Below are 22,700 nucleotides of genomic sequence, written 5' to 3'. Positions count from 1 at the left end.
GGCTATCCCATGGGCGGTATCAGTATTTGGCAATTGTTAATTATTGCCGTGATTGTTGTACTTCTTTTCGGTACCAATAAATTACGCAATCTGGGTTCGGATTTGGGCTCCTCAATTCGTGGCTTCAAAAAAGCCATGGGTGATGAGGACAACAAAAAGGATCACCCGAACGAGCAGGACGCTGACTTCAACGCCAAAACGCTGGCGGACAAACAGCAAACCTCGGCTAACAAAGAAGAAGCCAAGAACGACAAGCAGGTGTAAACCGTGTTCGATATTGGTTTTAGTGAACTGGTATTGGTGTTCGTTATCGGGCTGATCGTTCTCGGCCCGCAACGTTTACCGGTTGCGGTGAAAACCGTAGTCGGCTGGATCAGGGCGATACGTTCGCTGGCAGCCAATGTGCAAAACGAGCTGGCGCAAGAGCTGAAACTGCAAGAGTTGCAAGACAGCCTGAAGAAGGTCGAAGAAGCGGGCCGCGGCACGCTTTCGCCTGAGCTAAAAGACTCAATGGAAGAGCTGCGTAAAACGGCGGATTCGATGAAGCGCTCCTATCAACAGAGCATTGATATCGAAAAAGAGGAAGACGAAGCGAACACCATTCATGCTCCGCAGCAGAAACCTGTCGAGTCAGCGCAGGTTTCTCATCCTGTGACGCCGGCGACAGCGGAAGGCCAGGCCAGCGCGCCTGCTCAGGCTCCCGGTAGCGTCGAAGCCACGCCAGCGGTGAAACTTGAAAAGTCAGCCACAGCCCACAGCACAGCAACAACCTCTTCTGCAAGTGATGAACGATAATGGCCGTTGAAGATACCCAACCGCTCATCAGCCATCTGATTGAGCTGCGCAAGCGCCTGCTGAACTGTATCATCGCCGTTTTGGTGATCTTCCTGGCGCTGATTTACTTTGCTAACGATATCTATCATCTGGTTGCCTCGCCGCTGATTAGTCAGATGCCGGCCGGCGCTAGCATGATCGCAACGGATGTCGCATCACCGTTTTTTACTCCGATAAAGCTGACTATTATTGTGTCGGTATTTTTCGCAGTGCCGGTGATTCTGTATCAGGTTTGGGCCTTTATAGCGCCAGCGTTATATCGTCATGAACGCAAGCTGGTCATGCCGCTGCTGTTCTCCAGTACGCTGCTGTTTTATGTCGGTGTAGCTTTTGCCTACTTCATTGTGTTTCCGCTGGCCTTTGGCTTTTTTGCCAAAACGGCACCGCAGGGCGTTACCATCGCGACCGATATCACCAACTATCTCGATTTCGTCATGACGTTATTTATGGCGTTTGGTGTAGCGTTTGAGGTGCCGGTAGCGATTGTGCTGCTTTGCTGGACTGGTATCACTAATCCAGATGATTTAAGAAAAAAACGCCCTTATATTTTGGTGGGTGCCTTTGTCGTTGGCATGCTGCTGACGCCGCCGGACGTTTTTTCCCAAACTTTGCTCGCTATTCCGATGTACTGCCTGTTTGAAGTCGGCGTATTCTTCTCACGTTACTATGTGGGGAAAGGCCGCCGAGAGCAGGATGAGGAACAGAACACCGAATCCTGATGTCTCTATTAAGAGCGCCCCGCATCGGCGGGATAAAGTTGAATCCAAACCGCCTTCTGGGCGGTTTTTGTTTATATCTCTCTTACAAATGGGAAAAAGTATGTTTGATATCGGTGTAAACCTGACCAGCACGCAATTCGCCTCCGACCGGGAAAAGGTGGTTAAACGCGCGCGCGAAGCGGGCGTCACCGGCATGCTGATTACCGGCACCAATGCGCTGGAAAGCCAGCAAGCGCAGCGGCTTGCGGCGGGCCAGCCAAACTTCTGCTGGTCTACGGCAGGCGTACATCCGCATCATGCCAGCGAATGGTCAGCTGAAATCGCCAGCTCAATACGCCGTTTGGCGGAAAAACCCGAAGTGGTGGCGATTGGTGAATGCGGGCTCGACTTCAATCGCAATTTATCGGCGCATCAACAGCAGGAATATGCTTTTGATGCTCAGTTGGCTTTAGCGGCGGAATTGAATATGCCGGTTTTTCTGCACTGCCGTGAAGCGCACGATCGCTTCGTTGCGGTACTGGAGCCTTGGTTGCCTAAACTGCCCGGCGCGGTGTTGCACTGTTTTACCGGCACGCGTGACGAACTGGAGGCTTGCCTGAGTTTAGGCTTGTCGGTAGGCATTACTGGTTGGGTATGCGATGAGCGTCGAGGACTGGAACTGCGTGAGATGCTGCCGTTGATTCCAGCGGATCGTCTGCTGCTGGAGACCGACTCGCCTTATTTGTTGCCGCGTGATATGCGGCCACGTCCGACTTCCCGTCGCAATGAGCCCTGCTTTTTACCGCATATTGTTCAACAGGTTGCTACCTGGCGAGGAGAGGATGTTAAGGCGTTGACTGCGCGCGTCGATCGCAATGCGCGAACGCTATTTCGTCTGCTTTAAGCCTTGCGAAACTGCTTGTTATCTACGCTACGCATGACCTGCTTGTTGAGCAGGTTTAGCAGCAATATAGAACGCGTTTCTCCATCTGGTTCCGCAAAAATAGCGCGCAGACCTTCAAAAGTGCCTTCGATGATGATGACTTCGTCACCGATTTGCGGCGTCTCTGGGTCGAGCAAAATTTGCGGTGCATCGGTTTGCAGCGCTTCGATAACAGCAGAGGGGACGGTTGCGGGTGTTGTGCCAAAACGCACAAAGTGGCTGACGCCGCGTGTGCTGCTAATGGTCGTAGTATGAATGGCTTCTGGATCAAATTCGATAAACAGATAGTTAGGGAACAGCGGTTCACTTACTGTAGTGCGTTTGCCGCGCACAATTTTTTCCAGCGCGATCATCGGGCTGAGGCAATTGACTTCTTGCCGCTCCAGGTGTTCCTTAGCGCGCAAGAGCTGTCCACGTTTGCAATAAAGTAAGTACCAGGATTCCATAACTGCTCCCATCGAATGGACGCTAAGAATACCAAACCTGCTGCCAGAGTTATAGCGCATCGAAACGCTGAAAGGGGTGAGACGCTAAAATAAACTGAGACTTTTCTTAACATGCGGAATGGCTTCAGAAAAGCGGATTGGAAATTGACGTCCCGCTATCCTCTGTATCAGACTCGATGCCCATTACCTATGCGAAAAGGATCACCTGATGGAACTGTTTCTGTTGAGCAATGGCAAGTTAGCGGATGATGCACCGCTGTTGGGTTATGCGCAGCCTCAGCTGCACGCGATGATTGCCCAGCGCGGCATCACTTCTGCTGTGCTTATTCCCTATGCGATTATTCGCGGCGACCAGCAACAGCGTGCCGTCGATCTTAGCGTTTCGCTGGGAATTTCAGTGCGCTCTATCCAGGATTTCTCATCCGCTGTTGAGGCGATTGAACAGGCAGAACTGATTCTGGTCAGTGGTGGAAACACCTGGTTTTTGAATCAGATGCTGCATGAAAAAGGGCTGGTTGTGCCGATTCAGCGCGCAGTCCGTGAGCGTAACGTGCCTTACGTCGGTTGGAGCGCGGGTTGTAACGTGGCGACACCGTCGATCCGCACCACCAATGACATGCCAGTTCGCAGCACTGTGGTGTTGCCTGCGCTAGGTTTGTTCCCGGTTCAAATCAATCCTCATTATATTGACGCCCACGTCAGCGGTCACATGGGTGAAACGCGCGATGAGCGGCTGGCAGAGTTCTGCGCCGTTAATCCTGATGAATCCGTGATAGCGCTGCGTGAAGGCAGTTTTCTGCACGTCAGCGAAGATCGTCTCAATTACTTCAGCGTGCGTGATGAAGATTTTAAACTGTTCCGTCACAACCAGCCGATTCAGCGTTGTTACGATGTCAGCGCATTGCAATCGCTGGTTCCTTTTCGCTGCGATTAAGGTTGTCGCATAAACCTCAACATACCAAGATATTCGGCCTTATAATGGCCGCTTCACTCTGGCCGGAAAGCTAAAGCCGCATGAAATATCATGATTTAAGAGACTTCCTCGCGCTGTTAGAGCAGCGTGGTGAATTAAAGCGCATCACCCAAGAGATCGATCCCATACTGGAAATGACGGAGGTTGCCGACCGTACCTTACGTGCTGGCGGGCCTGCATTGTTGTTTGAAAACCCAAAAGGGTATGACATGCCGGTACTGTGCAACCTGTTTGGCACACCAAAACGTGTGGCGATGGGCATGGGACAGGAAGAGGTGAGCGCCCTGCGTGAAGTTGGCAAATTGCTGGCATTTTTAAAAGAACCTGAGCCGCCTAAAGGGTTCCGCGATCTGTTCGACAAGATGCCGCAGTTCAAACAAGTGCTGAACATGCCGACTAAACGTCTGCGCAATGCGCCTTGTCAGGAAGTGGTGTTCAGCGGTGATGAAGTGGATTTATCGCGTATCCCGGTAATGAAATGTTGGCCTGGTGATGCCGCGCCGCTTATTACCTGGGGGTTAACCGTGACGCGTGGTCCCCATAAAGAGCGTCAAAATCTGGGCATTTATCGCCAGCAGGTCATCGGCAAAAATCGGTTGATCATGCGCTGGCTTTCGCATCGCGGTGGCGCACTCGACTTTCAGGAGTGGAGCAAAGCGCATCCGGGTGAGCGCTTTCCTGTTTCTGTCGCGCTGGGTGCGGATCCTGCTACCATCCTTGGTGCAGTGACACCGGTGCCAGATACGTTGTCTGAATATGCTTTTGCCGGCTTACTTCGTGGCAATAAGACCGAAGTCGTGAAATGCCTCTCCAACGATCTTGAAGTTCCGGCCAGCGCGGAAATCGTCTTGGAGGGCTATATCGAACCTGGCGACATGGCACCCGAAGGCCCTTACGGCGACCACACTGGCTACTACAATGAAGTAGACAGTTTCCCGGTATTTACCGTGACGCATATAACGCAGCGTCATCAAGCGATCTATCATTCAACCTATACCGGACGCCCACCAGATGAACCTGCGGTTTTAGGTGTGGCGTTGAATGAAGTGCTGGTACCGATCCTTATCAAGCAGTTCCCGGAGATTGTTGATTTCTATTTACCGCCTGAAGGCTGCTCATATCGCCTGGCAGTAGTCACGATCAAAAAACAGTACGCGGGACATGCTAAACGGGTAATGTTTGGCGTCTGGTCATTCCTACGGCAGTTCATGTACACCAAATTTGTTATTGTGTGTGACGACGACGTTAATGCGCGTGACTGGAACGATGTGATTTGGGCGATTACAACTCGTATGGACCCCGCGCGTGATACGGTATTAGTTGAGAATACGCCGATCGATTACCTCGATTTCGCCTCACCGGTTTCCGGTTTGGGATCGAAAATGGGACTTGATGCGACCAACAAATGGCCGGGTGAAACGCAGCGTGAATGGGGAACGCCCATTGAGAAAGATCCTGCGGTCACGGCGCGCATTGACGCCATCTGGGATGAGTTAGGTATTTTCGATCAGCCGCCACAACGCTGACGGTGAGCACAACCATAAAGACGACCCGACAGAGGGAACGCATGACAACGTTAAGCTGTAAAGTAACTTCAGTTGAAGCGATTACCGACACGGTGTATCGCGTTCGTCTGATTCCAGAAGCGGATTTTAATTTTCGCGCGGGACAGTATTTGATGGTGGTGATGGACGAACGCGATAAGCGCCCGTTTTCGCTGGCATCGACGCCGATGGAAAAAGAAATTATTGAGCTGCATATCGGGGCTTCCGACCTGAACCTGTATGCAATGGCCGTGATGGATCGTATTCGTGACGATCGCCAAATTACTGTGGATATTCCGCATGGTGATGCCTGGCTGCGTGAAGAGAGCACTAAGCCGGTAATTTTGATCGCAGGTGGAACAGGCTTCTCTTATGCGCGTTCTATTCTGCTTACCGCACTGGCGCAGCAGCCGAACCGCGATATTGCCATTTACTGGGGCGGCCGTGAGTTGAAACACTTGTACGATTTGGAAGAGCTCAATGCGCTGTCAGTTAAGCATCCTAATCTCAAAGTGATCCCGGTCGTTGAACAGCCAGAACAGGGCTGGCAAGGTCGATCCGGCACGGTGCTTACCGCAGTAATGCAGGATTTCAGTACGCTGAGCGAGCATGAAATTTATATTGCCGGCCGTTTTGAGATGGCGAAAATTGCCCGCGATCGCTTCTGTGCCGAACGCGGCGCGGTTGAAGCACAAATGTACGGTGATGCTTTCGCCTTCATTTGATAACGCATTGGCAAACAGAAAAAACCCGCCTCTGACAGGCGGGTAAAAACAGCCAGGTTGAGACTCAACGTATTAAAGACGTTCGAATACGGTAGCGATGCCCTGACCTAAGCCGATGCACATTGTTGCAAGGCCAAATTGGGCATCGCGTCGTTCCATGATGTTCAGTAATGTGGTGCTGATACGTGCGCCTGAACAACCCAGCGGATGTCCGAGTGCAATAGCGCCGCCATTCAAATTGATTTTGTCATCCATCTGCTCCAACAATCCCAAATCTTTAATGCACGGCAGCGTTTGCGCTGCAAATGCTTCATTCAACTCAAAAATATCGATATCGCTGATGCTTAGCCCGGCGCGTTTTAATGCCAACTTGCTGGCAGGAACCGGACCATAACCCATGATAGAAGGATCGCAACCCACCACCGCCATGCTTCTTATGCGTGCACGTGGCGTCAGGCCCAGTTCACGCGCGCGGCTTTCGCTCATCACCAACATGGCCGCTGCGCCATCTGATAATGCAGATGATGTGCCTGCTGTGACGGTACCATTTACCGGATCGAACGCCGGTTTGAGTGCTGCCAGCCCTTCAAGACTGGTCTCTTCACGAATCACTTCATCAAAGTCATAGCGCTTCAAGACACCATCAACATCGTGGCCGTAAGTAGCGACAATCTCGCGCTGAAAATCGCCACGTTGTGTGGCTTGCCATGCGCGCTGATGTGAGCGTAGCGCAAAAGCATCTTGCTGCTCACGGCTGATGTGATGCATGTGTGCCAGCATTTCGGCAGTTAATCCCATCATACCTGCGGCTTTCGCCACCGTGCGGCCTAATCCGGGATGAAAATCTACGCCGTGGCTCATGGGTACATGCCCCATATGCTCAACGCCGCCAATCAGGCAACTGTGGGCATCGCCAACCATAATGGTGCGTGCCGCATCGTGTAATGCCTGCATAGAAGAACCGCATAAACGGTTGACGGTTGTTGCCGGCACGCGGTGCGGAATCTCTGCCAACAGCGCCGCATTACGGGCAATATTAAAACCTTGCTCCAGCGTTTGTTGAACGCAGCCCCAGATAATGTCATCCAGTGTAGAGGCATTTACTGCGGGATTGCGACTCAGCAATTCACGCATCAGGTGTGCCGAAAGATCCTCGGCGCGTACATGGCGGAACGCGCCGCCTTTCGAGCGGCCCATTGGTGTACGCACCGCATCAATAATCACCACATTTTCCATATTCTTTACCTCAGGCGCTTTTCAGCGCAGCTTCATCAATGGGTTTGGCGGCGGGGTACCAGCTTTCATGCTGGTGAGCTTTCTGCAGCAGCAACGCGGGCAGCTCGTAGAGAGCACCGAGCGAGGTATAACGTTTCGCTTGATCAACCACATTGCTATTGCCCAGCGTATCGAGATAGCGCAACGCGCCACCACGGAATGGTGGGAAGCCCAAGCCATAAACCAAGGCCATATCCGCTTCGGCAGGTGAAGCGACAATCTGTTCTTCCAGGCAGCGCACCACTTCGTTCAGCATCGGCAGCATCATGCGGTTAAGAATCTCTTCATCCGTGAATTCGCGTTTCGGCTGGCAAACCTGTTGCAGCAGCGTATCCACTTCCGCATCTGCCACTTTTTTCAGCTTTCCTTTCTTATCTTCTTCCCAATGCCAGAAACCTTTGCCGTTCTTTTGGCCGTAACGATTGGCATCAAACAGGGCATCGATGGCATCACGATAATTTTTCTTCATGCGCTGTGGAAAACCATCGGCCATAACGCTTTGCGCATGATGTGCAGTATCAATGCCGACCACATCCAGCAGCCACGCTGGGCCCATCGGCCAACCGAACTGTTTTTCCATGACTTTATCAATGTGACGGAAGTCCGCTCCATCGCGTAGCAGCAAGCTAAAAGCGGCGAAGTAGGGGAACAATACGCGGTTGACGAAAAAACCGGGGCAATCATTTACCACAATCGGCGTTTTACCCATTTTGCTGGCCCAGGCCACCACTTTACCGATCGTCGCTTCGCTGGTTTTCTCACCACGCACGACTTCAACCAGTGGCATACGCGGCACGGGATTAAAGAAGTGCATCCCGCAGAAATTCCCGGGACGTTGCAGCGCTTGTGCCAGTTGGCTGATAGGGATGGTGGAGGTGTTTGAGGCCAGAATGGCGTCCTGACGCAAATGAAGTTCCGTTTCAGCCAGTACCTTAGCTTTAACCAGCGGATTTTCTACCACGGCTTCCACCACGATATCGGCCTGCTCAAAGCCAGAGTAATCCAATGTCGGTTGGATGGTAGCAATGACGCTCGCCAGCTTGCTGCCATCTATTTTTCCGCGCTCCAGCAGCTTATTAAGCAACTTGCTGGCTTCATTCATGCCAAGTGTTAGCGCCTGCGGATTGATGTCTTTCATTTTAACCGGCACGCCTTTCCACGCTGACTGGTAGCTGATGCCGCCACCCATAATGCCAGCGCCCAGAACCGCAGCCTGTGATGGCGTACCGCTTTCACTACTGCGTTTTTTTGCCAACGCTTTGACATATTGATCGTTAAGGAAGATACCGACTAAAGCACGAGCTTCATCCGATTGCGCCAGCGGTACAAACGCAGCCGTTTCCAGCTTTAGCGCATCGTTACGATCCAGCGCAGCAGCGGCTTCAATGGTTTTAACTGCAGTCAGCGGTGCAGGATAATGTTTTCCGGCAGTTTGCATCACCATGCTTTTGGCAATAGTGAAACTCATCGCTGCTTCAATCGGGCTGAGTTTCAAGGGGCCAGCTTTGGCGCGCGGCGTTGACGCCAGCTATTATTCACCGCTGCCTCTTTGACCATAGTGATTGCAGCCTGGCGCAGCTTGTCGCTTTCAACCACCGCGTCCACTAAACCGAGTTTCAGTGCGCTCAAACCATCAACATCTTTACCTGCCGCAATAATTTCTAAGGCGCTGTCGGCACCGAGCAAGCGGGGTAAACGTACGCTACCGCCAAAACCTGGCATGATGCCCAGTTTGGTTTCGGGTAAGCCAATACGTGCGGTGGGCGTGGCGACACGGAGATCGGTGGCCAGAATACATTCACAGCCGCCACCTAAGGCGTAACCGTCAATAGCGGCAATGGTTGGAACCGGCAAATCCTCGAGCCGATTAAATATACTGTTTGCAAAAGTTAGCCACTGGCTGAGCTTTTCGGTCGGCGCATCAAATAGTGACAGGAATTCCGTGATATCTGCGCCCACAATAAACGCTGGTTTAGCCGAGCTCAGCACCAGACCACGTAAAGTTGGTTGCTGTTCCAGTACGGCGATGGCTTCGCCCAAACTTGCCACCGTTTTTGTGTCGAGTTTATTTACCGAACCGGGTGCATCAAAAACCAGCTCGGCGATGCCGTCGTCCAGCCAGTGAAGAGAAAGATTTGCGCCTTGGTAGAGCATGTGCGTCTCCTGAAACCACGAAAGGTGATCTGGTCATACCAGATGATCGTGAGTGTGGGAGTGATGTTAATTTTTTGCAAACGGCTCTTCAGGTATTTGCTAACAAGATCACAACCTCCCGGAACACGGCATCCACTTTGCGGCTGTGCTAAACTGCGGCGATTTCGCGACTCTGGAGAAACGGCCATGGATTCACTGAAAACCCTGTATCACGCGCATATCGCTACGTTGCAAAAACGGGCACAGCAGGTGCTGGCGCACAATAAGCTTGATGCAATGCTGATTCACTCCGGCGAATTGCTGACGGTATTTCTGGATGATCACAGTTATCCCTTCAAAGTGAATCCACAGTTCAAAGCCTGGGTTCCTGTCACTCAAGTTCCTAACTGTTGGCTTTGGATTGATGGCGTAAATAAACCCAAGCTCTGGTTTTATTCTCCGGTTGATTACTGGCACAACGTCGAGCCGCTGCCGAACAGTTTTTGGACTGATGACGTTGAAGTTATTGGTCTGAAAAAAGCGGATGAGATTGGACAACTGCTGCCCGCGCAGCGCGATAACGTTGCGTATATCGGCCCGGTTATTGAGCGAGCTGGACAGTTGGGTATTTCTTCGGGCAATGTGAACCCTAAAGCGGTGATCGATTTCCTGCATTATCATCGCAGCATCAAAACCGAATATGAGTTGGCCTGCATGCGTCAGGCGCAAAAAGTGGCGATTGCGGGGCATCGTGCGGCAAAAGAAGCCTTTTCTGCTGGTCTCAGCGAGTTTGACATCAATCAGTCTTACCTGACGGCAACGGGCCATCGCGATACCGATGTGCCTTACGGTAATATTATCGCCTTAAATGAACATGCTGCGGTGTTGCATTACACCAAGTTGGATCATCAACCACCGGCGAAACGCCACAGCTTTCTGATTGATGCTGGCGCTGAATATCTTGGTTACGCTGCTGATCTAACCCGTAGCTATGCAGCGCAAAGCGGATCGCTCTATGCCAGCTTAGTAGAAGCGATGAATGCAGAAGAACTGGCGCTGATTGCTACTTTGAAAGCAGGTGTGCGTTATACCGACTACCATCTGCAAATGCACCAGCGTATTGCCAAACTGCTGCTGAAGTTCGATTTAGTTCAGGGGCTCAGTGAAGAAGCGCTGGTGGCTGAAGATATTACTGGGCCATTTATGCCGCACGGCTTGGGCCATCCGCTGGGATTACAGGTGCATGATGTGGCTGGTTTTATGCAGGATGATCACGGCACTCATCTTGCAGCACCTTCGCAATATCCTTATCTCCGTTGTACTCGCGTGCTGGAGCCGGGCATGGTGATCACTATTGAGCCGGGTTTCTATATCATTGACTCTCTGCTTGCTTCGTTGCGTGCCGGTAAGTTTAGCCAGCACATTAACTGGCAAACCATTGATGCGCTGAAGCCGTTTGGGGGCGTGCGCATCGAAGATAATGTAGTGATTCATGCCAATCGTATTGAAAACATGACGCGCGATTTGAATCTTGCCTGATGAACGCCTTCGACATTCCCGCTGACGCGTTAAGCGTCAGTGAGGAGACGATTAAAAAAAGCCGCTTTATTACTCTGTTAGCTCATACCGACGGGGTAGAAGCGGCACGTGCCTTTGTTCAGCAGGTCAGAAATGAACATCCCGGTGCGCGTCATCATTGTTGGGCTTGGGTTGCTGGTGCTCCCAGTGACTCGCAGCAGCTGGGTTTCTCCGATGATGGCGAGCCTTCCGGAACGGCGGGTAAACCGATGCTGGCACAGCTGATGGGTGCAAACATCGGTGAAATTACTGCCGTCGTGGTGCGCTATTACGGCGGCATTATGTTGGGTACTGGTGGATTAGTAAAAGCCTATGGCGGCGGCGTACAGCAAGGTTTGAAACAGCTGACGCGCACCCTAAAGGTGCCAATGAAACTCTTTTCGCTTCAGTGTGATTACGCACAACTCAGTGATATTGAACGTCTGTTGCTTCGCTTTGAGGGCAAGATCGCAGAGAGTCATTATCAAGATCGCATTTCCCTGACGCTGGCCTTACCTTATGGACAAATTGATGGATTCAGACAAAATCTGTCAGACTTTAGTCGAGGCGCGTTGACGCTTTTCTCGCTCACACCTTGATCTGTTTACTCTCTTTTTAAAGGAACGGCTGAATGCATTTTCGCGCCATTACCCGCATTGTCGGTCTGCTGGTGATCCTCTTTTCGGTCACGATGATCTTGCCAGGTTTGGTCGCGCTGATCTATCGCGACGGTGCCGGTCGTGCTTTTAGTCAGACGTTTATGATGGCATTAGTTATTGGTTCACTGCTGTGGTGGCCAAACCGCAAACAGAAGACCGAGCTAAAACCGCGCGAAGGGTTTCTAATTGTGGTGCTGTTTTGGACAGTGCTGGGCAGCGTGGGTGCGATGCCGTTCATTTTTGCCGAGCAACCCCATCTTTCTATTACTGATGCGTTCTTTGAATCCTTCTCTGGATTGACCACTACCGGCGCAACCACGCTGGTGGGATTAGATTCTCTTCCTAAAGCGATTCTCTTCTATCGCCAAATGCTGCAATGGCTTGGCGGGATGGGAATCATTGTTTTAGCCGTGGCGATTCTGCCTATTTTGGGCGTGGGCGGAATGCAGTTATATCGTGCTGAAATGCCCGGTCCGCTGAAAGATAACAAAATGCGGCCACGTATCGCTGAAACGGCCAAAACGTTGTGGTTAATCTATGTGTTATTAACTATTGCCTGCGCAATCGCGCTTTGGCTGGCGGGTATGCCCGTATTTGATGCTATAGGCCACAGTTTTTCGACCATCGCTATCGGCGGCTTTTCTACTCATGATGCCAGCCTCGGTTACTTTAATAGTGGAACTATCAACACTATCGTGGCGGTATTTTTGCTGATCTCAGGCTGTAATTATGGTTTGCACTTTTCACTGCTAAGTGGACGCAACTTACGTGTTTACTGGCGTGACCCTGAATTTCGCATGTTTATTGGTGTGCAGCTCACGTTGGTTATGATTTGTACGCTGGTGCTGTGGTTTCATAATGTTTATGCCAGCGGCTGGCAAACGTTGAACCAGGCTTTCTTTCAGGTCGTTTCTATGGCGACAACTGCTGGCTTTACTACTGATAGCATTGCGCGGTGGCCACTGTTTTTACCGGTGCTGCTGCTTTGCTCTGCTTTTATCGGTGGCTGTGCGGGCTCAACGGGCGGTGGGTTAAAGGTCATTCGTATCCTGTTGCTGTGTAAGCAGGGCAATCGCGAATTGAAGCGTCTCGTCCATCCCAATGCGGTTTATACCATCAAGCTAGGTAACCGCGCGTTGCCGGAACGTATTCTTGAAGCGGTTTGGGGATTCTTTTCTGCGTATGCGCTGGTGTTCCTGATCAGCATGCTAGCAATTATCGCCACAGGCGTAGACGACTTCTCAGCATTTGCGGCAGTCGCCGCAACGCTGAATAATCTAGGCCCGGGCTTGGGGGTGGTGGCAGATAACTTCACCTCAATGAATGATGTGGCTAAATGGATTTTGATCTCCACGATGCTGTTTGGTCGTCTCGAAGTATTCACGCTGTTGGTGCTGTTTACGCCAACTTTCTGGCGTGAGTAATAAATAAGGATACTAACAATGAAAGCACTGATTCTTTTTCCAGCCGTGATGGGCAAACGCAACTCATCGCTTCTTCTATAGCGAAAGAGCTGGAAGGGAAGCAGGCATGCGATGTGCTGAATATTTTGGATACGACCAATGTGGAATGGACACAGTATGATCGCGTGCTGATTGGGGCCTCAATTCGCTATGGGCATTTTCATCCGGCAGTAGCAGAGTTTGTTAAGCGCCATCAGCGTGAGCTACAGCAACGTTCCAGTGGCTTCTTCTCCGTAAACCTAACTGCGCGCAAACCAGAGAAACGCTCGCCTGAAACAAATGCGTATACCGCTAAGTTTCTTAATCAGTCTCCTTGGCAACCAGATTGCTGTGCTGTGTTTGCTGGCGCGTTACGTTATCCGCGTTACCGCTGGTTCGATCGCATTATGATTCAGCTTATTATGCGAATGACCGGTGGCGAAACTGATTCAAGTAAAGAAGTTGAATACACCGACTGGCAACAAGTGACGCATTTCGCCCAAGAATTTGCACGTTTACCAGGCAAGACGAGTTAAAAAAACACGATTTGTTGAAAATTAAATCGAACGATAATTTATTTGAAATAAACTCTTGTCAGCCCGGAAGAACTCCCTATAATGCGCCTCCACTGACACGGCAAACCGGCAACGGGATGGCGGTTCAGGAGACACAGGAAACTGCGTCGCCGGAGAAAAACTTCTGAAAAAGAGGTTGACTCTGAAGGAGAGAAGCGTAATATACGCCACCTCGCGACAGACCGGCTAAGCCGCTGTTCGCACTGCTCTTTAACAATTTATCAGACAATCTGTGTGGGCACTCGCAGGATGGATATCAGCGTCTCCGGACGTAAAAAATATCAAGCCTCACGAGTGAACACATAATGAAATTCATTATGACGTTTTACAGATGAGCACCGCTTAACTTGTTTAAGCAAATCAAACTTAAATTGAAGAGTTTGATCATGGCTCAGATTGAACGCTGGCGGCAGGCCTAACACATGCAAGTCGGACGGTAGCACAGGAGAGCTTGCTCTTTGGGTGACGAGTGGCGGACGGGTGAGTAATGTCTGGGAAACTGCCCGATGGAGGGGGATAACTACTGGAAACGGTAGCTAATACCGCATAACGTCGCAAGACCAAAGTGGGGGACCTTCGGGCCTCACACCATCGGATGTGCCCAGATGGGATTAGCTAGTAGGCGGGGTAATGGCCCACCTAGGCGACGATCCCTAGCTGGTCTGAGAGGATGACCAGCCACACTGGAACTGAGACACGGTCCAGACTCCTACGGGAGGCAGCAGTGGGGAATATTGCACAATGGGCGCAAGCCTGATGCAGCCATGCCGCGTGTATGAAGAAGGCCTTCGGGTTGTAAAGTACTTTCAGCGGGGAGGAAGGCGATGCGGTTAATAACCGCGTCGATTGACGTTACCCGCAGAAGAAGCACCGGCTAACTCCGTGCCAGCAGCCGCGGTAATACGGAGGGTGCAAGCGTTAATCGGAATTACTGGGCGTAAAGCGCACGCAGGCGGTCTGTTAAGTCAGATGTGAAATCCCCGGGCTCAACCCGGGAACTGCATTTGAAACTGGCAGGCTTGAGTCTCGTAGAGGGGGTAGAATTCCAGGTGTAGCGGTGAAATGCGTAGAGATCTGGAGGAATACCGGTGGCGAAGGCGGCCCCCTGGACGAAGACTGACGCTCAGGTGCGAAAGCGTGGGGAGCAAACAGGATTAGATACCCTGGTAGTCCACGCCGTAAACGATGTCGACTTGGAGGTTGTGCCCTTGAGGCGTGGCTTCCGGAGCTAACGCGTTAAGTCGACCGCCTGGGGAGTACGGCCGCAAGGTTAAAACTCAAATGAATTGACGGGGGCCCGCACAAGCGGTGGAGCATGTGGTTTAATTCGATGCAACGCGAAGAACCTTACCTACTCTTGACATCCAGAGAACTTAGCAGAGATGCTTTGGTGCCTTCGGGAACTCTGAGACAGGTGCTGCATGGCTGTCGTCAGCTCGTGTTGTGAAATGTTGGGTTAAGTCCCGCAACGAGCGCAACCCTTATCCTTTGTTGCCAGCGATTCGGTCGGGAACTCAAAGGAGACTGCCGGTGATAAACCGGAGGAAGGTGGGGATGACGTCAAGTCATCATGGCCCTTACGAGTAGGGCTACACACGTGCTACAATGGCGCATACAAAGAGAAGCGACCTCGCGAGAGCAAGCGGACCTCACAAAGTGCGTCGTAGTCCGGATCGGAGTCTGCAACTCGACTCCGTGAAGTCGGAATCGCTAGTAATCGTGGATCAGAATGCCACGGTGAATACGTTCCCGGGCCTTGTACACACCGCCCGTCACACCATGGGAGTGGGTTGCAAAAGAAGTAGGTAGCTTAACCTTCGGGAGGGCGCTTACCACTTTGTGATTCATGACTGGGGTGAAGTCGTAACAAGGTAACCGTAGGGGAACCTGCGGTTGGATCACCTCCTTACCTGAAGATACCTTCCCGCGAAGTGCTCACACAGATTGTCTGATAGAAAAGTAATGAGCAAGACGGCTGCGAAGTCGTGACACACCTTTGTGTCCCCTTCGTCTAGCGGTTAGGACACTGCCCTTTCACGGCGGTAACAGGGGTTCGAATCCCCTAGGGGACGCCACTTGCTTGGTGACAGGTGAAAGGTGTCTCCACAAAATATCTCAAAGCCGGCTTTTCAGCCGTGTTTGAGATATTGCTCTTTAACAATCCGGAACAAGCTGAAAATTGAAACGACGCGCGCCGCATCCCTCCGTAATAAGGGGTGCACAGGCGACGCGTTCGAGTCTCTCAAATGCTTACAGCACGCAGCGTTGCAAAACGCCTGTGGGTTGTGAGGTTAAGCGACTAAGCGTACACGGTGGATGCCCTGGCAGTCAGAGGCGATGAAGGACGTGCTAATCTGCGTAAAGCGACGGTAAGGTGATATGAACCGCTACAGCCGTCGATGTCCGAATGGGGAAACCCGGTGCACTCAGTGCATCATCGCAACATGAATACATAGTGTTGCGAGGCGAACCTGGGGAACTGAAACATCTAAGTACCCAGAGGAAAAGAAATCAACCGAGATTCCCCCAGTAGCGGCGAGCGAACGGGGAGCAGCCCAGAGCCTGAATCAGCTTGTGCATTAGTGGAACGGTCTGGAAAGTCCGACGGTACAGGGTGATAGTCCCGTACACAAAAGTGCACAAGCTGTGAGCTCGATGAGTAAGGCGGGACACGTGGTATCCTGTCTGAATATGGGGGGACCATCCTCCAAGGCTAAATACTCCTGACTGACCGATAGTGAACCAGTACCGTGAGGGAAAGGCGAAAAGAACCCCGGCGAGGGAGTGAAACAGAACCTGAAACCGTGTACGTACAAGCAGTGGGAGCCTCTTTATGGGGTGACTGCGTACCTTTTGTATAATGGGTCAGCGACTTATATTCTGTAGCAAGGTTAACCGTATAGGGGAGCCGCAGGGAAACCGAGTCTTAACTGGGCGTTAAGTTGCAGGGTATAGACCCGAAACCCGGTGATCTAGCCATGGGCAGGTTGAAGGTTGGGTAACACTAACTGGAGGACCGAACCGACTAATGTTGAAAAATTAGCGGATGACTTGTGGCTGGGGGTGAAAGGCCAATCAAACCGGGAGATAGCTGGTTCTCCCCGAAAGCTATTTAGGTAGCGCCTCGTGAACTCATCTCCGGGGGTAGAGCACTGTTTCGGCTAGGGGGCCATCCCGGCTTACCAACCCGATGCAAACTACGAATACCGGAGAATGTTATCACGGGAGACACACGGCGGGTGCTAACGTCCGTCGTGAAGAGGGAAACAACCCAGACCGCCAGCTAAGGTCCCAAAGTCATGGTTAAGTGGGAAACGATGTGGGAAGGCACAGACAGCCAGGATGTTGGCTTAGAAGCAGCCATCATTTAAAGAAAGCGTAATAGCTCACTGGTCGAGTCGGCCTGCGCGGAAGATGTAACGGGGCTAAACCATGCACCGAAGCTGCGGCAGCGGCGCGCAAGCGCTGTTGGGTAGGGGAGCGTTCTGTAAGCCGTCGAAGGTGGACTGTGAGGTCTGCTGGAGGTATCAGAAGTGCGAATGCTGACATAAGTAACGATAAAGCGGGTGAAAAGCCCGCTCGCCGGAAGACCAAGGGTTCCTGTTCAACGTTAATCGGAGCAGGGTGAGTCGACCCCTAAGGCGAGGCCGAAAGGCGTAGTCGATGGGAAACAGGTTAATATTCCTGTACTTGGTGTTACTGCGAAGGGGGGACGGAGAAGGTTAGGTTAGCCGGGCGACGGTTGTCCCGGTTTAAGCGTGTAGGCTGGCAGTCCAGGTAAATCCGGACGGCCTCAAGGCTGAGGCGTGATGACGAGGCACTACGGTGCTGAAGTAACTGATACCCTGCTTCCAGGAAAAGCCTCTAAGCATCAGGTAACACAAAATCGTACCCCAAACCGACACAGGTGGTCAGGTAGAGAATACCAAGGCGCTTGAGAGAACTCGGGTGAAGGAACTAGGCAAAATGGTGCCGTAACTTCGGGAGAAGGCACGCTGGCGCGTAGGTGAAGGGACTTGCTCCCGGAGCTGAAGCCAGTCGAAGATACCAGCTGGCTGCAACTGTTTATTAAAAACACAGCACTGTGCAAACACGAAAGTGGACGTATACGGTGTGACGCCTGCCCGGTGCCGGAAGGTTAATTGATGGGGTTATCCGCAAGGAGAAGCTCTTGATCGAAGCCCCGGTAAACGGCGGCCGTAACTATAACGGTCCTAAGGTAGCGAAATTCCTTGTCGGGTAAGTTCCGACCTGCACGAATGGCGTAATGATGGCCAGGCTGTCTCCACCCGAGACTCAGTGAAATTGAACTCGCTGTGAAGATGCAGTGTACCCGCGGCAAGACGGAAAGACCCCGTGAACCTTTACTACAGCTTGACACTGAACCTTGAGCCTTGATGTGTAGGATAGGTGGGAGGCTTTGAAGCGTGGACGCCAGTCCGCGTGGAGCCAACCTTGAAATACCACCCTTTAATGCTTGATGTTCTAACGTAGGCCCGTAATCCGGGCTGCGGACAGTGTCTGGTGGGTAGTTTGACTGGGGCGGTCTCCTCCTAAAGAGTAACGGAGGAGCACGAAGGTCAGCTAATCACGGTCGGACATCGTGAGGTTAGTGCAATGGCATAAGCTGGCTTGACTGCGAGAGTGACGGCTCGAGCAGGTGCGAAAGCAGGTCATAGTGATCCGGTGGTTCTGAATGGAAGGGCCATCGCTCAACGGATAAAAGGTACTCCGGGGATAACAGGCTGATACCGCCCAAGAGTTCATATCGACGGCGGTGTTTGGCACCTCGATGTCGGCTCATCACATCCTGGGGCTGAAGTAGGTCCCAAGGGTACGGCTGTTCGCCGTTTAAAGTGGTACGCGAGCTGGGTTTAGAACGTCGTGAGACAGTTCGGTCCCTATCTGCCGTGGGCGCTGGAAAACTGAGGGGGTTGCTCCTAGTACGAGAGGACCGGAGTGAACGCACCGCTGGTGTTCGGGTTGTCACGCCAGTGGCACTGCCCGGTAGCTAAGTGCGGAAAAGATAAGTGCTGAAAGCATCTAAGCACGAAACTTGCCCCGAGATGAGTTTTCCCTGACCCCTTGAGGGTCCTGAAGGGACGTTGAAGACTACGACGTTGATAGGCCGGGTGTGTAAGCGCAGCGATGCGTTGAGCTAACCGGTACTAATGACCCGTGAGGCTTAACCTTACAACGCCAGAGGCGTTTTGGTTGAGAGACAGAGAAATTTCAGCTTGTTCACCGGATAACCCTGCGCGGCGGAAGCGGCGCGGGACAACAGAATTTGCCTGGCGGCTGTAGCGCGGTGGTCCCACCTGACCCCATGCCGAACTCAGAAGTGAAACGCCGTAGCGCCGATGGTAGTGTGGGGTCTCCCCATGCGAGAGTAGGGAACTGCCAGGCATCAAATAAGTAAAAAAGCCCTTTGCATCCGCAAAGGGCTTTTTTACGTCTGGAGTTTGTACTGGCTTTCGATTATAAGCGATAAAATCATCCCAACATGCTGTATGTGATGCGGTAAACTACTAAAAGTTTAAATTAGTTAAGGCCGTAAAATGTCTATCCAGCATCCTTCCTTAAAAGCCGACAACACGCTTGGTCTCGATGTCAGCACACAAATGCGTATTGTTGCAAAATCCCCTGAAGATATTTTAAAAGCTTGGCAGGCAAGCCAAATCGAGCATTCTCCATTCCTTATTCTCGGTGAAGGAAGTAATGTACTTTTCATGGAAAATTTTGACGGGACAGTTGTACTCAATCGAATCAAGGGGATCGAGATTCGCGAGGAAACTGAAAGTTGGAAGCTACATGTAGGAGCTGGAGAGAATTGGCATCGACTGGTCCAAATTACCTTGGAAAAAGGTATTCCAGGCTTGGAAAACCTGGCTTTAATACCTGGAATGGTGGGTTCTTCGCCAATTCAAAATATTGGTGCCTATGGCCTCGAATTAAAAGATGTCTGTGAGTATGTCGATATACTCAATTTACGGACAGGAAAAACTGAAAGACTGCAGCAGAATGAATGCCAATTCGCTTATCGAGATAGTATCTTCAAACACCAATATCAGTTTGGGTATGCGATCATCGCTGTAGGATTCAAACTAAAAAAGAAATGGCAACCAATATTGTCATATGGTGATTTAAGGTCGTTAAACCCCGCTACAGTAACTGCATGGGAAGTCTATAACGCTGTTTGCAATATGCGACAAAGTAAACTGCCTAATCCTGCGGTAACGGGGAATGTAGGCAGTTTTTTAAAAACCCTGTAGTTAGCTATGAGAAAGCTGCCACGCTAATATCATGCTTTCCTGATATACCTCATTATCCGCAAGCTTCGGGTGAGATTAAATTAGCAGCGGGTTGGTTAATTGACCAATGTCAGCTGAAAGGATTTCGCATTGGAGGAGCTGCGGTGCATGAGCAACAAGCATTAGTTTTAATCAATGCTGATAATGCTTCCCCGCAAGATATTGTTACTCTGGCTAAAGTAGTGCGTGCTCAGGTTGGAAAAAATTTGAAGTGTGGCTTGAGCCAGAAGTAAGGTTTATTCAAGCCCAAGGTGAATGCAATGCGGTTGAGGTAATATCATGAAAGATCACAGCGTTCCGCTCAAGCTGGTTGAAATATTATCTGATGGAGAATTTCATTCAGGTGAACAACTTGGTGAGCTGCTCGGCATGAGCCGGGCAGCTATTAATAAGCATTTTCAAACTCTAAAAGGCTGGGGCCTGGATATCTACACTGTAACCGGTAAAGGTTATAGCTTGCCGTCGCCAATGAAATTGTTAAATGAAGCAGAAATTATAGCTAAGTTGAAGAATCCTAACTTGGCCGTTATCCCTGTTATCGATTCGACTAATCAGTATTTATTGGATCGAATAAATGAACTTCAGTCGGGTGATGCTTGTATTGCTGAATATCAACAAGCGGGCCGTGGACGACGTGGACGTCAGTGGTTTTCTCCATTCGGCGCAAATTTATATATGTCAATGTACTGGCGGTTGGAGCAAGGCCCTGCTGCTGCGATGGGGCTTAGTTTAGTTATTGGCATAGTCATGGCTGAAACTTTGCAAGCTTTAGGCGCAGAAAAAGTAAGGGTTAAATGGCCAAACGATCTTTATCTTAATGATCGTAAACTTGCAGGTATATTGGTGGAGTTAACCGGAAAAACAGGCGATGCTGCGCAAATTGTTATAGGCGCTGGCATCAATTTAGCTATGCGTAGCGCTGAAGCGACTCAAATTAACCAAGGTTGGATTAATCTGCAAGAAGCGGATGTCAACATTGATCGAAATGAGCTCGCCGCTAAGCTTATAAACAGTTTACGTCAAGCATTGTCTGTATTTGAAGTCGATGGCCTAAAGCCCTTTATAACGCGTTGGGCAGCGCTGGATAATTTCATTAATCGCCCGGTGAAATTACTTATAGGTGAACGGGAAGTTCACGGTATTGCCCGAGGCGTTGATGATCAAGGTGGCTTATTGTTAGAGCAAGATGGCCAAATTAAATCTTGGATCGGTGGTGAAATTTCTTTAAGACCAAATTAAATAAAAGCCTGCTTAAAAGCAGGCATTTATATTTACAATTCCCAATGCACTATTTTCTTAAGCGTACTTTGTCGACAGCATGGTTGCTACTTTTAGTCATTATTAGACTCGCCCGCTCGCGTGTTGGTAGTATATTTTCTTTTAAATTCAACCAGTTGATCTCTTTCCATAAGTTGCTGGCTATTTCGACCGCTTCATTTTCAGGTAATTGAGAATAGTGGTGAAAATAGGAGTCAGGATCGCTAAATGCTCCTTGGCGAAATTTCAAAAATCGATTGATATACCAATTTTTTAAAAGCTCTTCTTCGGCATCAACATAAATGGAAAAGTCCACAAAGTCAGATACAAATACGTGATGAGGATCGTGGGGATAATCCATGCCGCTTTGTAAAACGTTTAATCCTTCCAGGATAAGTATGTCAGGTTGGTGAACAATCTTGTCACCATCAGGAATGACATCATAAGTAAGATGAGAATAAACAGGTGCTGTTACCTGCCTCGCTCCTGATTTCAGGTCGGAGACAAAATTCACCAAGCGGTGCATATCATACGATTGTGGAAAACCTTTTTCTTCATCAAACCACGCTCTTTGAGCACGGCATTAGGATGAAGAAATCCATCAGTAGTAATCAACTCCACCTTACGATGCTCTGGCCAGCGGCTCAGGAGCGCTTGTAATACACGAGCTGTAGTACTTTTGCCCACCGCAACACTGCCAGCAATACTTATTATATAGGGAATCTTTTGCCCGTTAGTGCCTAAGAATTGTTCCAGCACAGCTTGACGACGCAAGTTCGAGCTGATGTAAAAATTTAGAAGGCGAGAAAGAGGCAAATAAATTTCAGCAACTTCTTCCAATGAAAGATCTTCATTGATTCCTTTTAATTGTGCGATTTCATCCTCTGATAAGGTCATTGGAACAGAATCGCGCAATGCAGCCCATTGCGTACGAGTGAACTGTAAGTAAGGCGTTGTGAGTTGTGTTGTTTTGTCCATAAGCATATCTGGCAGCAATTTTTCCACCAAGCATGATTTCCTTAGAGGCAACATCATAACGAAGATGGGGTGCTGTCTACTGTTTTAAGGTCGGGAACATTGGAATGGAGGGTATCACCAGTATGGCTTTTGAAAGAAGCAAAAAGATATATGCGTTACTGCTTTCGCAAGCGAGACCGCATTTTTGCTGTAACTGTAGTGAGTTGACTTGATTGAGAAACATAAAGGTGGGTAGGTAAAAGAGATGATTGGCGGTAGTGCACATCAGAGGCATTCACAACATTCGTTATCCAGCCGCTATATGTTGTGTTTGGTTGATGGTGAATCATCTAATACGAGCGCTATATAGA

Annotated in this window: 13 protein-coding genes, 1 tRNA gene, 3 rRNA genes and 4 pseudogenes; 17 read left to right on the top strand and 4 right to left on the bottom strand. The window is 50.5% G+C overall.

The window, feature by feature from the left end:
- Positions 1-9 precede the first annotated feature (9 nt).
- The 4 genes from tatA (at position 10) to tatD (ending at position 2,436) form a co-directional block, all read left to right on the top strand.
- Positions 10-264, top strand: a complete 255-nt coding sequence (tatA, locus tag KQP84_RS20860) for a Sec-independent protein translocase subunit TatA (protein ID WP_215847963.1) — start codon at positions 10-12, stop codon at positions 262-264.
- Positions 265-267: 3 nt separating this feature from the next.
- The gene (tatB, locus tag KQP84_RS20855; protein ID WP_215847962.1) at positions 268-795 is read left to right on the top strand and encodes a Sec-independent protein translocase protein TatB; all 528 of its coding nucleotides are present in this window, start codon (positions 268-270) and stop codon (positions 793-795) included.
- The gene (tatC, locus tag KQP84_RS20850) at positions 795-1,553 is read left to right on the top strand and encodes a Sec-independent protein translocase subunit TatC (protein ID WP_215847961.1); all 759 of its coding nucleotides are present in this window, start codon (positions 795-797) and stop codon (positions 1,551-1,553) included. Before tatB ends, tatC begins: the two co-directional genes overlap by 1 nt.
- Positions 1,554-1,653: 100 nt before the next feature.
- Positions 1,654-2,436, top strand: coding sequence for a 3'-5' ssDNA/RNA exonuclease TatD (gene tatD / locus KQP84_RS20845; RefSeq protein WP_215847960.1), 783 nt, complete (start codon positions 1,654-1,656; stop codon positions 2,434-2,436).
- On the opposite strand, the gene rfaH is transcribed toward tatD, so the two are convergent.
- The gene (gene rfaH, locus KQP84_RS20840) at positions 2,433-2,921 is read right to left on the bottom strand and encodes a transcription/translation regulatory transformer protein RfaH (RefSeq protein ID WP_215847959.1); all 489 of its coding nucleotides are present in this window, start codon (positions 2,919-2,921) and stop codon (positions 2,433-2,435) included. The genes tatD and rfaH overlap by 4 nt on opposite strands.
- A gap of 208 nt (positions 2,922-3,129) precedes the next feature.
- Here rfaH and pepE point away from each other — a divergent pair, with 208 nt between their 5' ends.
- The 3 genes from pepE (at position 3,130) to fre (ending at position 6,163) form a co-directional block, all read left to right on the top strand.
- Positions 3,130-3,855, top strand: a complete 726-nt coding sequence (gene pepE, locus KQP84_RS20835) for a dipeptidase PepE (protein WP_215847958.1) — start codon at positions 3,130-3,132, stop codon at positions 3,853-3,855.
- 80 nt (positions 3,856-3,935) lie between these two features.
- Positions 3,936-5,420 (top strand): 4-hydroxy-3-polyprenylbenzoate decarboxylase, encoded by a 1,485-nt coding sequence (gene ubiD / locus KQP84_RS20830; RefSeq protein ID WP_215847957.1) that lies wholly within the window; start codon positions 3,936-3,938, stop codon positions 5,418-5,420.
- A 41-nt stretch (positions 5,421-5,461) separates the two neighbouring features.
- Positions 5,462-6,163 carry an NAD(P)H-flavin reductase gene (gene fre, locus KQP84_RS20825; RefSeq protein WP_215847956.1) on the top strand — a complete coding sequence of 234 codons (702 nt, stop codon included), beginning with the start codon at positions 5,462-5,464 and terminating at the stop codon, positions 6,161-6,163.
- Between the two features lie 72 nt (positions 6,164-6,235).
- Here fre and fadA read toward each other — a convergent pair whose 3' ends face one another.
- Positions 6,236-7,399 carry an acetyl-CoA C-acyltransferase FadA gene (gene fadA, locus KQP84_RS20820; protein WP_215847955.1) on the bottom strand — a complete coding sequence of 388 codons (1,164 nt, stop codon included), beginning with the start codon at positions 7,397-7,399 and terminating at the stop codon, positions 6,236-6,238.
- A 10-nt stretch (positions 7,400-7,409) separates the two neighbouring features.
- Positions 7,410-9,592, bottom strand: a pseudogene (fadB, locus tag KQP84_RS20815) (fatty acid oxidation complex subunit alpha FadB).
- A gap of 186 nt (positions 9,593-9,778) precedes the next feature.
- On the opposite strand from fadB, the gene pepQ reads away from it, so the two are divergent.
- The 10 genes and pseudogenes from pepQ to birA all read left to right on the top strand — a co-directional run bounded on the left by pepQ (position 9,779) and on the right by birA (position 21,354).
- A complete protein-coding gene (pepQ, locus tag KQP84_RS20810; RefSeq protein ID WP_215847954.1) occupies positions 9,779-11,110 on the top strand; it encodes a Xaa-Pro dipeptidase in 1,332 nt (443 codons plus the stop codon).
- The gene (locus KQP84_RS20805) at positions 11,110-11,727 is read left to right on the top strand and encodes an IMPACT family protein (RefSeq protein WP_215847953.1); all 618 of its coding nucleotides are present in this window, start codon (positions 11,110-11,112) and stop codon (positions 11,725-11,727) included. Before pepQ ends, KQP84_RS20805 begins: the two co-directional genes overlap by 1 nt.
- A gap of 32 nt (positions 11,728-11,759) precedes the next feature.
- Positions 11,760-13,211 carry a Trk system potassium transporter TrkH gene (gene trkH, locus KQP84_RS20800; RefSeq protein ID WP_215847952.1) on the top strand — a complete coding sequence of 484 codons (1,452 nt, stop codon included), beginning with the start codon at positions 11,760-11,762 and terminating at the stop codon, positions 13,209-13,211.
- A gap of 18 nt (positions 13,212-13,229) precedes the next feature.
- Positions 13,230-13,765: pseudogene (hemG, locus tag KQP84_RS20795) on the top strand (menaquinone-dependent protoporphyrinogen IX dehydrogenase).
- 407 nt (positions 13,766-14,172) lie between these two features.
- Positions 14,173-15,713 (top strand): 16S ribosomal RNA (locus KQP84_RS20790).
- Positions 15,714-15,804: 91 nt separating this feature from the next.
- Positions 15,805-15,879, top strand: a tRNA-Glu gene (locus tag KQP84_RS20785).
- A 214-nt stretch (positions 15,880-16,093) separates the two neighbouring features.
- Positions 16,094-18,997, top strand: a 23S ribosomal RNA gene (locus KQP84_RS20780).
- Between the two features lie 97 nt (positions 18,998-19,094).
- A 5S ribosomal RNA gene (gene rrf / locus KQP84_RS20775) occupies positions 19,095-19,210 on the top strand.
- Together the 16S, 23S and 5S rRNA genes with 1 tRNA gene alongside form the textbook arrangement of a ribosomal RNA operon.
- 152 nt (positions 19,211-19,362) lie before the next feature.
- A pseudogene (gene murB, locus KQP84_RS20770) lies at positions 19,363-20,398 on the top strand (UDP-N-acetylmuramate dehydrogenase).
- Positions 20,395-21,354: a bifunctional biotin--[acetyl-CoA-carboxylase] ligase/biotin operon repressor BirA gene (gene birA / locus KQP84_RS20765; RefSeq protein WP_215847951.1), complete on the top strand. Its 960-nt coding sequence runs from the start codon at positions 20,395-20,397 to the stop codon at positions 21,352-21,354. Before murB ends, birA begins: the two are co-directional and overlap by 4 nt.
- A gap of 49 nt (positions 21,355-21,403) precedes the next feature.
- Here the strand turns inward: birA and coaA are convergent.
- A pseudogene (gene coaA, locus KQP84_RS20760) lies at positions 21,404-22,350 on the bottom strand (type I pantothenate kinase).
- Positions 22,351-22,700 lie beyond the last annotated feature (350 nt).

It is taken from the genome of Candidatus Pantoea bituminis (assembly GCF_018842675.1).
In the GTDB taxonomy this organism is placed as follows: Bacteria; Pseudomonadota; Gammaproteobacteria; order Enterobacterales; family Enterobacteriaceae; genus Pantoea; species Pantoea phytostimulans.
The sequence above is the reverse complement of the archived record's forward strand: the minus strand, read 5'-3'. Positions and strand labels throughout refer to the sequence as shown.